13 protein-coding genes and 1 riboswitch are annotated in these 14,975 nt (G+C 40.8%); of the genes, 2 read left to right on the top strand and 11 right to left on the bottom strand.

Annotated elements, in window-relative coordinates; genetic code table 11:
- Positions 1-37: 37 nt before the first annotated feature.
- The 3 genes from ACFO3D_RS01505 to ACFO3D_RS01495 form a co-directional block, all read right to left on the bottom strand.
- Positions 38-289 carry a hypothetical protein gene (locus tag ACFO3D_RS01505; protein ID WP_390292819.1) on the bottom strand — a complete coding sequence of 84 codons (252 nt, stop codon included), beginning with the start codon at positions 287-289 and terminating at the stop codon, positions 38-40.
- A gap of 173 nt (positions 290-462) precedes the next feature.
- Complete coding sequence (tnpB, locus tag ACFO3D_RS01500) at positions 463-1,635, bottom strand: IS200/IS605 family element RNA-guided endonuclease TnpB (RefSeq protein WP_390292817.1); 1,173 nt, start codon at positions 1,633-1,635, stop codon at positions 463-465.
- Between the two features lie 380 nt (positions 1,636-2,015).
- Positions 2,016-3,221: an NAD(P)/FAD-dependent oxidoreductase gene (locus ACFO3D_RS01495; RefSeq protein ID WP_390292816.1), complete on the bottom strand. Its 1,206-nt coding sequence runs from the start codon at positions 3,219-3,221 to the stop codon at positions 2,016-2,018.
- A gap of 234 nt (positions 3,222-3,455) precedes the next feature.
- On the opposite strand from ACFO3D_RS01495, the gene ACFO3D_RS01490 reads away from it, so the two are divergent.
- On the top strand, positions 3,456-4,121 hold the full coding sequence (locus tag ACFO3D_RS01490) for a DNA-3-methyladenine glycosylase family protein (RefSeq protein ID WP_390292815.1): 666 nt from the start codon (positions 3,456-3,458) through the stop codon (positions 4,119-4,121).
- Positions 4,122-4,272: 151 nt separating this feature from the next.
- On the opposite strand, the gene ACFO3D_RS01485 is transcribed toward ACFO3D_RS01490, so the two are convergent.
- Positions 4,273-5,001, bottom strand: a complete 729-nt coding sequence (locus ACFO3D_RS01485) for an SDR family oxidoreductase (protein WP_390292814.1) — start codon at positions 4,999-5,001, stop codon at positions 4,273-4,275.
- A gap of 155 nt (positions 5,002-5,156) precedes the next feature.
- Between ACFO3D_RS01485 and ACFO3D_RS01480 the strand changes: the two genes are divergently transcribed.
- Positions 5,157-5,633 carry a spore coat protein gene (locus tag ACFO3D_RS01480; protein WP_390292813.1) on the top strand — a complete coding sequence of 159 codons (477 nt, stop codon included), beginning with the start codon at positions 5,157-5,159 and terminating at the stop codon, positions 5,631-5,633.
- A 28-nt stretch (positions 5,634-5,661) separates the two neighbouring features.
- On the opposite strand, the gene ACFO3D_RS01475 is transcribed toward ACFO3D_RS01480, so the two are convergent.
- From ACFO3D_RS01475 to dacB, 7 genes are all read right to left on the bottom strand, one after another.
- Positions 5,662-6,795, bottom strand: coding sequence for a zinc-dependent alcohol dehydrogenase (locus ACFO3D_RS01475; protein WP_390292812.1), 1,134 nt, complete (start codon positions 6,793-6,795; stop codon positions 5,662-5,664).
- Positions 6,796-6,861: 66 nt separating this feature from the next.
- A complete protein-coding gene (locus ACFO3D_RS01470) occupies positions 6,862-7,932 on the bottom strand; it encodes a Ger(x)C family spore germination protein (protein ID WP_390292811.1) in 1,071 nt (356 codons plus the stop codon).
- Positions 7,922-9,010, bottom strand: coding sequence for a GerAB/ArcD/ProY family transporter (locus ACFO3D_RS01465; protein WP_390292810.1), 1,089 nt, complete (start codon positions 9,008-9,010; stop codon positions 7,922-7,924). Before ACFO3D_RS01465 ends, ACFO3D_RS01470 begins: the two co-directional genes overlap by 11 nt.
- 11 nt (positions 9,011-9,021) lie before the next feature.
- Positions 9,022-10,482, bottom strand: coding sequence for a spore germination protein (locus ACFO3D_RS01460; protein WP_390292809.1), 1,461 nt, complete (start codon positions 10,480-10,482; stop codon positions 9,022-9,024).
- Between the two features lie 666 nt (positions 10,483-11,148).
- Entirely contained in the window at positions 11,149-12,102 is a 954-nt protein-coding gene (locus ACFO3D_RS01455) for an ATP-grasp domain-containing protein (RefSeq protein WP_390292808.1), read from the bottom strand.
- A gap of 16 nt (positions 12,103-12,118) precedes the next feature.
- Positions 12,119-13,171 (bottom strand): LLM class flavin-dependent oxidoreductase, encoded by a 1,053-nt coding sequence (locus ACFO3D_RS01450; RefSeq protein WP_390292807.1) that lies wholly within the window; start codon positions 13,169-13,171, stop codon positions 12,119-12,121.
- An 86-nt stretch (positions 13,172-13,257) separates the two neighbouring features.
- Positions 13,258-13,365, bottom strand: a riboswitch (SAM riboswitch).
- A gap of 75 nt (positions 13,366-13,440) precedes the next feature.
- A complete protein-coding gene (gene dacB, locus ACFO3D_RS01445) occupies positions 13,441-14,934 on the bottom strand; it encodes a D-alanyl-D-alanine carboxypeptidase/D-alanyl-D-alanine endopeptidase (protein WP_390292806.1) in 1,494 nt (497 codons plus the stop codon).
- Positions 14,935-14,975 lie beyond the last annotated feature (41 nt).

The raw sequence follows: 14,975 nt of genomic DNA, 5'->3' as shown, positions 1-14,975 counted from the left end.
CTTTAGTATGAAATATTTAAATGAAATCATGTATTTATTAGAATGAATATAGAGCAAAAACAATAAGTGAGGCAACAATAGTTACCGTGTAAATAGCTATCTGAAGCGGTATGTTGGATTTCAGGGATGATTTTTCGTATTCGTAGGATCTTCGGAGCTGATCCTCTACTGTATCCCCCTCTTCTTCATACTTCTTCATTTTTTTCTCTTCCTGTTTAAATATAATCACAGTTCCAATCAACAAAGCTAAAAATAATACCACCAATAAAATTATAAGTTCAATTCCCACGGTAACTCCTCCTCCTCTACTATCATCCCCACTATATATCATTTTCACTATACATACAGTGATATCCATCACATCTTAGAAATTCCATTTGAACTACCCACCACTTATCTCCCTTGCGGTCTGATTGAAGTGGGGGGATTCCTAAGAACACCGGCGTAACCGCCAGTTATGGATTAGGCTATCCCCGCAGTCCCTGCGGTTAGAAGTTTTATCGCTTCGTTTTGAAGGTTTAATCCTGCGTTGACATCTCGTTGATGATGGGCCCCACATACACAGGTCCACTCACGCACACGCAGATCTTTAACATCTTTGTTTTGATGGCCACAACACGAACACAGCTGCGAACTTGGGAAGGTTTTACTCACTTCCACCACCGTCTTGCCGTACCATTCAGCTTTATATTTCAACATGACCTTGAATTGATACCAGGACACATCCGCAATGGATTGAGCGCTTTTCTTGTTTTTCATCATATTCGATACCTGCAGACGCTCGATTCCAATCACATCGTGGTTTTTGATGATATCGGTAGAGGTCTTATGCAAGAAATCTTCGCGTTTGTTGGCGATTTTTTCATGAATGCGGGCTATTTTGATTCGTTGCTTGTTCCAGTTGCTGGAACCAACTATACGTCTTGATAGCACTTGTTGAGCTTTTATCAGTTTTTGTTCCAGGGACTTGTAGTAACGATTGTTTTGGTATGTAGTTCCATCCGACAGCACAGCGAAGTCTTTCAATCCCAGGTCAACACCCGTATTGGAGTTGGTCGCTGGTAATGGTGCGACCTCCACTTCCGCAAGAACAGATACAAAATACTTTCCGCTCGGATTACGCCGGACGGTGGCATTAATGATTCGTCCTTCCACTTCACGACTCTTGGCAAAACGAATGAGACCAAGTTTAGGCAACTTTATGTGGTGATCAAAAACAGCGATATTCCCATTGGTTTGTTTGGTGGTATACGATTGGACCTTATTCTTTTTGCTTTTAAATTGAGGCGTTTTATTTTGTTTCCTGTAATACCGGTGATAAGCGTCAGCCAGATTCTCAATGGACTTTTGAAGGGAGATGCTATCCACTTCTTTTAAAAAGGGATAATGTTCTTTTAACTGGCGTACCGCCTTTACAGCATCATATTTATTAAAAAACCCACCTTTCCAGTTGTTGGAGGGAAGCTGGCCGTTTTGGACCATCTCTTCTGTTATGTACCAGTAGGCATCTTTTTGCTTTTGTTTTGCAAGGAAGAAATTGAATACAAATCTAGAGCAACCAATGGTCTTGTTGATTAGCTCGATTTGTCTTCGATTGGGATATATGCGAAATTTAAAAGCTTTTTGGACCAACATGAAATCACCCATTTCACAGGAACGTTTGTTCTTATTATACCATGGAAGTAGGTGTTTTGGCTATCGCCAACCGACATTCATCTCCCCCTTATCGCTGGGCTAATGCCCTTCGCGCAATTGAAGAGGAAGTCTTCTGTCGGAGAGCGATAAAAAACCACCCTGTCGTTAAACAGAGTGGCACTATTGTATTTACCTGAAATCCCGTGTATCTTCCAGACTGCGTGTCGCAACGGTATAACCGATAATCGCTGCGATAGCAATCAATAGCGTGTATAGTGTTCCATTTTTCATAAAAAATGTCCCTCCTGAAAGTTAATAAGAAAAGTACGCTCACCTTACAGGTTAAATCGCACGATGGCGATTCAGCCATATTTCATTTCTTAAAATAACTTTAATTTACCTTTTTTCAAGATCAACTGAGGTCCGCCCAGCATAAATAGATAACGGTTATCGATAACCTTTTTCATCGCTGTTGCAGATTTACCATATAATAAACGACCATCAAATACAGTTCCCATTGCATCTTTTTCACCAAGGGAAGCTACTGTACCTTTATCATCAAAGACGAACTTCTCAAGAGAATCGCCATAAATCAACGCCTTCAAGTTGGCGGAACAGGTGTCTGCCTGCTGGATTGCAGCCTGAGCAGTTGGTGGATATGGACGGTCTTCTTCCTCGTTCATAACCCATGCACAATCACCGATAATGAAGATATTCTCTTCACCTGGCGCGCGTAAATCTCCGTTTACAGTAACTTTTCCTTTGGTCAGTTCAAAACCTGATTTACCAAGTATGGAGTTACCTGTTACTCCACCTGTCCATACAATAGTTCCAGCCTTGATTTCTTCCTCTTCATCAATTACGAAGCTATTCTTTTTACATTCAGAGATTTTTGCACCTTCTCTGAATTCCACGCCACGTTCCTGCAATGATTTCTTGGCGTATTCCACTAAATCATCGTTGAAACCGCCCAGTACACGTGGGGCTGCTTCTACATTAACGATTCGTGCTTTGCTGCGGTCGATATCATATTTTTTACACAGTTTTGGAACCTGTTCAGCAAGTTCGCCAACGAATTCGATACCTGTGAATCCGCCACCACCAACAAGGATAGTCAGATCTTCATCTTTCTTCTTGTCAGAATTGCTGTACTTGGCAAACTGGTACTCGATGTGCTCGCGAATCATACGGCTTGAGTCAATATCTGTAATGGAGAATGCATTCTTCTCCATCCCCTTGATACCAAATGTATTTGTTTCAAAGCCAAGTGAAATAACGAGGTAATCGTATGTAATTTCACTGTTTTTTAATAAAACCCGGTTCTCATCTTTTTTCACTTCAACTACTTCATCATAGATCAAATTAACTCTGTTAGGGTTAATCACATCGCTGATCATAATGCGAGCCTGGTTTTGATTAATCGCACCTGCTGCAACTTCATGAAGCCATGTTGTCTGATAGTGATAGTTGTGCTTATTAACCAGTACCAGCTCTGCTTCTTCAGGACGTAATTTCTGCATCAAACGCTTTGTTGTCATCATGCCGGCATAACCTGCACCAAGAACGACTATTTTTGGTTTACTCATATAACTTCCACCTTCCTTAGATAGTAAAATAGCGAATTCATACGATTTTTCATATAAATTGCAGATTATATACTCTGTTCCATTTAATTCTATAATATCAAAGTTTTTATTAATAGGCTAACAATCACATGCATGGACCGCCTTTTTTTGTTAAAATTCCGGATTTAATTGCTAAAGCTTTTCTTATTTGCCTGGGAAACATAAAACTGACTATACTCTTAATGAGGTGAGAAAATGAAAAAGCTGACTATCAGACACAATGATTATGCAGTCAAAGAGTTATGTTCCCAAGACCCCCAAATGGATAAACTTATTAAGATTGTTGGCGATATTGAGGTAGAGATGCGCCCTGATTTATTTAAGTCGCTGGTTCGCTCCATTATAGGCCAGCAGATTTCCCTCCAGGCAGCCAATGCAATTTATGGCAGACTGGAATTACTTTTGGAAAATAACCCTGAACCCGAAAAAATTTCACAAATACCGGAGGAGCAGCTGCGTTCTGTGGGTCTTTCTGCACGTAAAGTTATTTACTTGCGGGATTTGGCTGAAAAAGTGCATTCAGGCGAAATTGATCTGAAAGAACTTCACCTGCTTGATAACCAAGAAATTATTAAAAAATTGACAAGTATAAAAGGGATTGGAAAATGGACGGCAGAAATGTTTCTGATATTCTCCCTCGGTCGAATGAATGTCCTTGCTGTTGATGATATCGCAATCCAGCGTGGTGCAAAGTGGCTTTATGAGGTGGACCAGTCCGAACGCCGGAAAATTCTTCTCGAAAAGCAACCGGTATGGTTCCCACATTTGACAATAGCTTCACTTTACTTATGGGAAACTGTTCATCTGGAGTTTGTCACGAATTTTAAATCGATAGATGAGATATGGAGGGAACGTTATTAATAAATCTGATGGTTTAAAAGTACTTTATGAGAGAATGATAATACGCCAGTACAATTTCATGAACGGCCTGACCATATATAGGCTTTTATTGATATAAGAGATATCACAATAAAATAACCGGAATGCCATCTCTAAGGCATTCCGGTTTTAATTATACAGGTCGAACTGTAATCTCGTTAACGTTGACATGGGCAGGCTGGGTTACTGCGTAAACAACTGCCTTGGCAATATCCTCTGCCTCCAGCTTCTTTCGGTCAGTTTTCACTCTACTGATAAGCTCCTGGTCGCTACCATGAAGCGCCAGGTCAGTGTCTACCGCTCCTGGTGAAATATTCGTCACACGCACACCGGTTCTAGCAAGTTCTTTTTCAATACCCATAGACAATGCACGTACCGCAAACTTGGTAGCACTGTATACCGCATTCACCTTGGAGACCTCGTGTCCCGCAACGGATGAGATATTAATAAGGTGGCCTGTAGACCGTTGAATCATTTTCGGCAGAACAGAATTCATCCCATATAGGACGCCTTTTATATTAACATCAATCATTTGGTCCCACTCTTCAACATGGCCCTTTTGAATAGTGGACAACAGCATAAGCCCTGCATTATTTATGAAAATATCGATGTCCCCAAATGCTTCTTCAGCCTGTTGTGCCAGTTTGTTTACTTGTTCCTGCTTTGATACATCAGTTTCCACAGCAACAGCTTTTCCTTTCCCACTCTTATTAATCTTATCAGTTAAGGACTCAAGCTTGTTCTTACGCCTAGCGGCAAGTATAACATTAGCACCTTCTTCAGCAAGTTGTTCAGCAATTGCAGCACCTATTCCGCTGCTTGCACCCGTAACGACAGCGTTTTTTCCATCTAAAATCCCCATTCAGATTCCTCCTTCACATATCTAGTCTACCAGCCTGAGTAATAGCAACAAAATATTTCCGTTTTTTAAGATGCCCATTTTTATGTTTAGTTGTATCTAGTACAAGTGCCTATTCATACGATACATTGACTATAGATATATAAGGGAGAATACAAATGGAACAAAATACATTGGCATGGCATGAAACCTTGGAGATCCATGAACTCACCGCATTTAAATCTATTGGGTTAATGAAAACAAAAATGGGATTAAGAAATATTGAAGACCCAGAGCTGCGGTACATTTATGAATGTACTATCAGAGAACTCGAAATGGATATAAAAGAGCTTCTTCAATTTTATCCTTATACTCCTAAACCAGGGGAGTCGGATGAATATCGCATAGATGACAGCTTCTACGCAGGGGACCTTTTGGCTTTTGCCAAAACCTCTGTCCGTAATTACGCAGTTGCCATCACCGAAACAGCCACCGATGCCTTGAGAGAAGTCCTTAGAAAACAATTAAATAATGCAATCACCTGCCACGAAAGAATTTATTATTACATGTACAAACATGGTTTATACCCTTCTTATGATTTACATCATTTACTCCAGAATGATATAAATCTTGCAACAAAAGCTTTATACATGTAAAAAAAAGGAGCCTCGTGCTCCTTCTTTTTTATGGCTTGAGAATGACTTTTATACAATTATCCTCTTTAGCGTTGAATTTCTGATAACCATTAACTGCCTCATCCAACTGCATTCGGTGAGTAATGATTTCGGTAGGATCGATTTCCCCCTTCACAATCTGTTCATACAATGGCTCCATATACGAGCGTGCATGTGCTTGACCAGTCCGCAGGGTAATATTCCTATTGAAAAATGGTCCAAGTGGAAACATATTGTACAACCCACCATAAACACCGGTCAGTTGAACCGTTCCACACTTCTTCACTGCTTTTGTAGCGATCTGAATAGGTCCAAGTGTACCTCCCTGAAGTTTCAGTTTCTGTTCGGCAAATTCCAGCGGGGATTTTTTACCGTCCATACCAACGCAGTCAATCACAACATCGGCACCTCCCTGTGTCCGCTCCTTCAGCTCCTCACCCATGTCCTTGAACTCTTCAAAATTATAGACCTCTGTACGGTTCATTTTTTTGGAATGCTGAAGACGAAACGGAATATAGTCCACCGCAATTACACGAGATGCCCCTTTTTGCCATGCGAATTTTTGAGCCATCAGTCCGATTGGTCCACAGCCAAGCACTATAACTGTATCGCCTTGTTTCACGCCCGCATTTTCCACACTCCAATACGCAGTAGGCAATACGTCCGACAAGAACAATAAGGAATCATCATCCATTTCACAGTCTTTCGGAATCAAAAACGGCGTATAGTTCCCATACGGAACCCGCAGATATTCTGCCTGTCCGCCTGGATAGTTCCCGAATTTCTCCGAATAACCAAAATACCCGCCGGAATCATAATGTGGATTAGCGTTATCACATTGACTTTCAAGATGGTTGGTGCAGTATGGGCAATGCCCACAGGCAACCGTGAATGGTATCACAACACGGTCACCCTTCTTGACTTTTGTTACATCTTTTCCAACCTCTTCGACAACCCCCATCGGCTCATGTCCGATAATATAACCAATCGGCAAAGGAAAGTTACCCTGGTATAGATGTAGATCCGACCCACAAATTGCTGTGGAGGTTACCTTAATAATCACGTCTTCCGGATCCTGAATTTGCGGGTAATCAACTTTCTCCACACTGACCGAATACTTTCCCTGGTATGTTACAGCTTTCATAAACAGCCACCTCAATTGAATATTTTCTATACTATAAGATGTCCATGTTTCTGCAACTTATGAAAACTATCGCCTCGTTCCGGTTTCGGTAATCTTGAATTTGATTTTTATTTTAACAGGCAAATCCCTGTACTGATCTTGGAACTTCTTGTTATTATAAGACCTCATCTGGGCCTTGACTTGTTCCTCAATCCCCAGCGGATCAATTTTCAGCTCCTTAAACCTCTTAATAAGTTTATTGGCATTCTTCTTAAAATTTTCCTCAAGATCTTTTTCAACTTTTTTCAAATCTTTCGTCAGGTTTTTGCCGGTATATTCACGAACAACCCCTGTAAAACGAATATCGAATGTTACTTGAGGATCCCCATTTAGCTTTTGGACTTTAATATCCCGTTTTGATTCAATATTATGAACGGAAATTCTGTATTCATCATTTTCGAAGTTATACTGTCCATCACCAATGTTTTCATAGAGCATCTTAAACCTGAATGCTTCCTCATACGGCAGTGTGTCAACAAGTTTATCATCCTGAAAAAAAGCCAGCGCTGTTAAACTTGGCTGTCCGTCCTCTAAACTTAACATTGGCAGGAAGGGATCAATTGTCTTTCCTTCCACCCCATGATTAAACTGTTTAAGGTTGGTAAGGGGGAGATTGCCATTACGAATGTTATGTTCGATAAGATCAGCTAAAAAAATTCCTGCTTCTTTTTGACTGCTGACATTAGTTAGAAGTTCATTTGAAGATCCCTTGGCGACTGCCAGAAATATTCGAGATCCTATACTCGGATCTCTTAACATATAATCGATCACTTTTTTCAGTCCATGCCTTGCGAATTCATCATTAAAGAATGCAACCTCGATTTTTCCATTATATAATTCCTCTGACGCCTGTGCATTAAGTTTTTCTCTGTTCTCATAGATGCTAGATGCCTGGCCAGTATAGATAAGGTTTTGCACTGTATTCTGCTGTTGATAAAATGGAGTTATGACAGTACCCTGAAGCATTTCTTCATCAATGTAATCATATCCAACTACCGTTACCATCTGAATTTGATCGATAACTTTCTTTGGCATATCAAAGTTGATAATCAAAGTGGAAATCATAAGCACTGCAAATACAATTATCTTAAGCGGCATTTTTTTTCACCTTTCTTCTTAATAAATATAAGAAAAAAAGCAACGGTATATATACAAACAAAAACACTATCCCAACTCTAGATATCATATCATTCAGAAGATTTACAGTTTCTCTGTCCTGTGCTGTCATACAGGCTCCAAACAGAATGATTAGTAAAAAGACACAAATTTTCTTATGTGAAATCCCCGTTGTTCTGTGTAATGTTCTGGCACTCGCCCAAGTATACAACACAACATTCGGAAGAATACTGAAAAACAACGTAGCAATCCCTATGTACTCAAAACGAGCAAGAAATGGAAGTTCAATAATCTTCCACATACCAAGAGTTGCCCAAATGATATGCTTCAACTCCTCCTGGCTGTAATAAAAAAAGGAGACAACACAAATTATTACATAAAGAATAGTTGTGTAAAGGTTCCCAAAGAGTGCATTACGACGTGAACGGCTGCTATCACTGATATATGGATAAAAAACAAGCAAAATGGAAACTCCTAGGAAGTTAATCACTGTCAGCCTTGAAGACTGCAGAATCTCCTTTATAGTGTGGTCAAAAACTGGCATTATATTTGCAATATGTCCAAAGTGAAAGGGGTAAAATAAAGTCAACATTAATAGAGATGGATACACCACCCCGAAAAAACTGACACCGGTTACCACCCTGAATTCCCCTGCGATAATATAATAGATAAGTGGCAGCAATAAAAATAAAATCGCCATCATATCAATATGCGGAAACATCCATACCTGGATAATCTCGAGATATGTGCTTAAAACCACGACCGACAAGATAAGCAAATAAAAAGCAAAAATCACCGACAAAAAATTCCCGGCCAACTTACCTATCGCATCCTGATGAATTGCAACTATATCACCTGTCTTATTCCATCCGAGCATCCTATACATAATCCAGATAATTATTGAAATGGCTGCACCGGCTACGAAAATGGAAATCCAGGCATCCTGTTCGGCATATTTGATGATAATACTCTGAAAACCGAGAACCCCCACCCCAACCTGGGATGCTGTAATCAAAAAGAATACCATTAACCCTGTCACTTTGTCTTTTTCCTGAATCATGAACGATCCCTCTACTTTTTGTCTTTTCCCATTTTCCGGTTAATCTTGGTGGGACGTACGGCATAGGGACGTTTCTGTTGCATACCAAACGGTAGCCGGATAAAGGAATCTTTGAGATCTTTATAACGGAATGGAAAAATTGGTTCCAGAAACGGCCTCCCCAATGATGTTAGCTTTAGCAAGTGCACCATAATATATGCAATACAGATAGCGATACCAAAGATTCCATATACGTGAGCAAATAAAAGGATTGGAAACCTGATCAGCCTTATGGTATTACCCATCTGATAAACAGGGGTAGTAAATGATCCTAAGGCGGCCAATGCTACCAAAATCAGAAGGACATTACTTGTTAGACCGGCTTCCACTGATGCAGTCCCGATCACAATACCGCCCACAATACCGATTGTCTGTCCGACCTTGGTGGGCAGACGTGCACCAGCCTCCCGCAGGAGTTCAATGGTTAGTTCCAAAATAATGGCTTCCAGAATCGGTGGAAAGGGCACCTGGGTCCGAGAACTTATAAGGGTCCCAAGGAGCGCTTTTGGTATCAGTTCGAAGTGATGTGTCAGAACGGCAACATACAGTGGCGTAATAAGAATGGAAAAGAACACCGCAAATAATCGGATCAGTCGAAACGCGGACGCAATTGTCCAGTTCAGGAAGTAATCCTCAAAAGCCGAAAAGAATTCAATCAATGTAGTTGGACCGATTAATACATGCGGGGAACCGTTAACAAAGACTGCTACCTTTCCTTCCACAAGAACTGCTGCAATTCGATCAGGTCTTTCTGTGTCTAGTAATTGCGGGAAAGGTGAATTCCGGTTATCAGCAATCGTCTGCTGTATATACGAACTATCAATCACCTGGTCAATCTGCAAATCTTGAATTCGCTGGGTTACAGTCTGGACATTCTCCTTGTCAGCCACCCCTTTAATATACATAACGGCAACTTCCGTTTTGGTAATTGACCCCACTTCCATTTTTTTAATCATGAGGTCAGGAATTTCCAAACGTTTACGGACAAGATTAATGTTAGTGTCTATATGTTCAACAAACGCTTCCTTTGGGCCGACTACACTGAATTCAACTTCAGGAATAGTAACCTGCCGTGTTTTTTCGAGTGGAATCGGCACCATTAAATATTGGGGACTGACCTTCTCCATGTATATAAACACATACCCCTGGATCAAATGATCTCCTACTAATTTGGAGTCTTCTATCATCCGGGAATTGGCTACCGGGATGATCCGCTTCAATTCTTCCAAATTCGTATAATTCTCTTGTTTTACATAGGGAAGAATCAGCTTTTGGAGCTTTTCCCGGCTCACCGCTGTTTTCATGTATCCTAGACAGACAGTATTGTTGTTGAGAGTCAGCTGATAATGTAGAAAGTCATCCTTTTTCTTCAGTGCTGTCAATGTCTTCTCAAAGTCACGCTGTATTCTTTTTTGTGAAGTTTTCTTTTCCATATAAACAGCCCTTTTGAATTATCCGTAATGTACGTCATTTTAGTATGAAAAAATAACTGGTTTATTATTCATAAGATGACCATACTAGTGCTTGGGTAATACAAACGTTACGGACTCACTGCCAATCACCCTATACTTCCCTTCGTTTCAACTAAAAAATGAGGCTTGGACATCACTAAAACTTGCTTTCGAGAGACGAACAAATTAGTTTGGGAATCTTGCAATGTTCCCCTTCTATAGTCAGATTTATTTCGAAGTGGATATAAAATGTGCCATAACAGCCGTACCTACCGCTTCGTCAGAACGCTTTTATAGTTCTGAGGATAAGAAATGAGCTATTCCTAATAAAGTACCTTAGAATTAAAAACTCGGACTCACTGACATACACATACGAATCTCAATAATAGCGAAGGAAATACACGAAGACTCCTGCGGGAAAGCGAAGACGTTGAGACCCCGCAGTGAGCGTTCTTTGCGAACGAGGAGGCTCAGCTCGAGCCCGCGGAAAGCGTAGTGTATTTCCGGAGCGAAGCTACGAGTTACTTCGCAGTTTATACTTTATACGAAGTTTTGCTAACATAAAATCCGAACTACCTGATAGTTCGGATTTTATATGACCTATAAATTTTCTGTTCCAGCCTCGTTCTGTTTGGGAATATAAAGTTATTATGCTTGCACGATTTCTCTTAAATTATTTAGTTCTCTACCGAGGTATTTCGCAACCTCCAGCATTCCATATTTTCCGCTAGCCGCCTCTGCATCACTGTTGTAATTGGTGTTCGTATTTATATCGTACGTATAAATCTCACCATTTTCATCCTGAATAAATTCAATACCTGCTATTTGTATATCGTTTGCTTCCAATACCTTTTCATATCTTTTAAGAATTGGATGATCAAAGCCTTCCCTGATCTGAAATTTCGCATTTTCGGATTCCTCTTCTCCCGCCGGACAATATAAGTCGTCAATTGAGCAAGCATCCGCAGGACATAATTCAAAACCCTCGGATGTGTCGACGCGTACTGCGTATACAAATTTGCCACCGACAAATTCGCAGCGGGTTATAAACGATTCTGGTGATTCAATATATTCCTGAATCAGCGTTACACCATCAACCGGCTCCTCAAACGTGTCACCTTCCACATATTCCCTAAGAGCATCAACTGTCTGGAAAAGCTGTACTCCAAGTCCCTTACCAGCTCGATTATGTTTGGTAATGAACTTTCTGCCACTGAATTCATCAGCAGCTTTTAACAAATCGTTTTTGCCGACCGCAGCAACCGTTTTTGGTGTTTTGACCCCGAATTTTTCGAGTTCCAAATACTGACGCACTTTACTTAATTCCAACTGAAGTGCACCACTGCCGTTTATAACAACTCGATTATGAAATTCCAACCATGCAAGTACCGCATTTGCTAACTCTGCCGAATACCGGTTTCCGCGTGTGTGGGATGACGCGCTCATCCGGTTATAGAAAATTCCCTCTGGAGGTTCTGCAGAAAGATCAACTTTCCCGTTTGTCAGAAGCCAGTCCTCATACGGAAGATCCAATTCTTCCAATCTATTAAAAAGATGCTCGGTCCACTCATTGTTTTCATGCAACACATATATTTTGCTCATATTATCATTTCCCTTCTTAGGAGTTAGTCAGTTCAGTTCGCAGCTCTTCAACCTTGGGCATAACCTGTTTGGCGAAACGTTCAAGTTCTTCCAGTTGTGGCGAACATTGCAATAACAACAGATCAACACCTGCTTGTTCATATTCTATTACTTTTTTGGCTATCTGTTCGGGAGTACCTACAAGATTGGGCCTGAGTCCCCTGTTGGATACAGAATAATCCTGTAGCTGAATCTGCTGTTCAAGCTGGGATTTGGAGGTGAAATCCTTAAAACCGGCATATCCACTTGTTTCCTTCACCGTAGTTATCCGTTCCAGCTCTTCCAGTGCCTCTTCCTCGGTATCTCTGCAGATAACATAGGCAGCCATTCCAAATGACTTGAGCGGCTCATCGGTAACCAGTTTTCTCCTTTTTTTCATATCTGAAATTTTATCCCGGACCTCGTTGACTGTTCCACCATGCATCACATACGCATCACACAGTGAGGTAATAACCCGCTTACCTTTTTCACTTTCCCCACCAGCATATAATACAGGGTTTGGACGTTGTACTGGTTTTGGCGCAAGCTGGGTATTTTCAATATCGTAGAACTTACCTTTGTAGGAGAATTTCTCTTCATTCCAGAGTCCCTTCAATATCTCCAAAAATTCGGTTGTCCGGTCATAACGTTCATCATGCTCTGTAAAGTCTCCACCATATTGCTTTGCCTCACCGGCCCACCAGCCTGACACAACATTAAGCGTAAATCGTCCGTTGCTTATATGGTCAATATTGGATGCCATTTTGGCGGTAACTGCAGGGTTATGGAAATTTGGCCGAACTGCCGTCATGATTTCAATTTTCTCAGTTACAGCTGCGAGGGCCGCTGCTGTAGACCATGCCTCCAGCGAGTCAGCATCCGTTCCTTTAATATCGTTTAAAAACAATTCTGCTATCAGGGTAGTATCATATCCCCATTTTTCGGCAGATTGGATCACTTCTTTTGCGTAATCATACGTTGGCGGCATTCCCTCATTCTCAACATTCCGTAACCATCCCCCGAAAATTGGCAGCCAGAATCCATATTTCATACGATTTCTTCCTCTCTCTGTAATAATAAATAAAAAAACCCTCTTCCTGAAAAAGAAAAGAGTTTTATACATCAAAATTTCTCTCTTCCTTATCTTTCAGGCACAATGCCTGCTGGAATTGGCACAGTATTCCTGGAAGGAACCTGTTGCCGAGGTTTCAAAGGGCCATCTCCCTCCACCTCTCTGGATAAGAACAGAAATAAACTATTCAGTTATTTAAAGTAATAATAGAGTAAAAAGTGGTAATTGTCAATCAAGCCTCACTTGGACTATTTCATTACCTGTTCATATGATTGAGCAATAATTTTCACTAGCTGATCCTCAATGGCTGGGCCATCGTCTTCATCAAGCAGATTATTCAGCATGATGGAAAAAATGACACGTTCCCCGTTTTCCGCTTTAACATATCCGGATAATGTACTTACACCGTAAATAGTTCCTGTTTTCGCATATACTTCCATCCCTTCCATACGGTGCCTTAATGTTCCTCCCACAAACCTGTCTTCCTTGCCTGCGATAGGTAAGGAGTTTTTATATGTTTCAAACCATTTTTCATTCTGAACTTTAAAAAGAAGATTGGAAATCTCGTTTGGCGGGAGAAGATTTATGTGAGATATCCCCGAACCATCTCTAATCATCAGAGTATCTGTATTCATGCCAAGTTTCTTCAACTGCTTTTCAACTACCTCGAGACCTTTTTCCCAGCTGCCCTCCCCATGGACAACCTTTCCCATTTCCTTGACCAGCACTTCAGCATGTGTGTTATTACTGAGTTTCATGAAGGGGATCATCAACTCCGATAATGGCATAGATTCATGGGTGAAAAGAACTTCTGATTTCTCAGGTGCAGTACCGGTTCTTACCTGACCTGTCCATGTTATTCCCTGCTCCTTTAATGCCTCGTCGAACAAATTCATTACATATCCGGTCGGTTCCCAGACAGCCATCCACTCTTTCACATGCGAAGCACCCGCTGGAATTGTTCCTTCAATTAGTATGGTATTTGTTCCATGCAGACGCCGCAGTTCTAAATCCTCCTCTGAACCTCCTGCAACAGTCTGCGCCTTATTTTTGATTTCAATATAATCTGTCTCAGGAGATATAGTTACAGTAGGCTCTTCTCCCTTTTCGGATGGTTTGACCTCTACAATAACCGTACCAGCATCATAATCCTTATTCGGTGAAACAGTAAGCGCCGATATTTGAGCACCGTAATACCAATGTTCGTCACTCCATATTAAATCGGGTGATAGTCGGATATCATCATACCAGGTATCGTCCCCAACAATATCTCCTTCAATTTTTGTGATTCCTTTTTCCTTAATTTTTGCGGCAAAATTTTCGAGGTCGGCGGGTAAAAGTGTTGGATCTCCTTTGCCTTTTATGTATAAGTCACCCTTTAGGTCGCCATTTTTCACTTTTCCATTTACAAGTATTTCAGTGGGAAATATATATTCCTCTCCAAGCGTTTCCAGAGCTGCCGCTGCAGTGAGAAGTTTCATATTTGATGCGGGACTTAACCGTACATCCCCTATATTTTCATAAAGTAACTTTCCATTATCCGCTGAACGGATACTGACTCCTGCGATTGCTCCACTCAGTTTCTGCTCATTTTTAATAAACTGATCCAGTCGTTCAGTCATTGTATTACGCTCCTCTGTTGTGTTAGCCGTTTTTCCCGGCTTGTTATCCAGGTCATTGCCTGCAATGAAGATAAATAAGAAAAGAAAAAGTAATCCAAAGCTATAATTCTTAATGGTCATTCTTAATCACCCCATTTTAGCCATGTTAATAAATTCTCCAT

Origin of the sequence: Virgibacillus kekensis (assembly GCF_042654125.1) — a bacterium.
In the GTDB taxonomy this organism is placed as follows: Bacteria; Bacillota; Bacilli; order Bacillales; family Amphibacillaceae; genus Lentibacillus; species Lentibacillus kekensis.
Note: the sequence above shows the minus strand (reverse complement) of the source record. Positions and strands in the feature narration are given on the sequence as shown.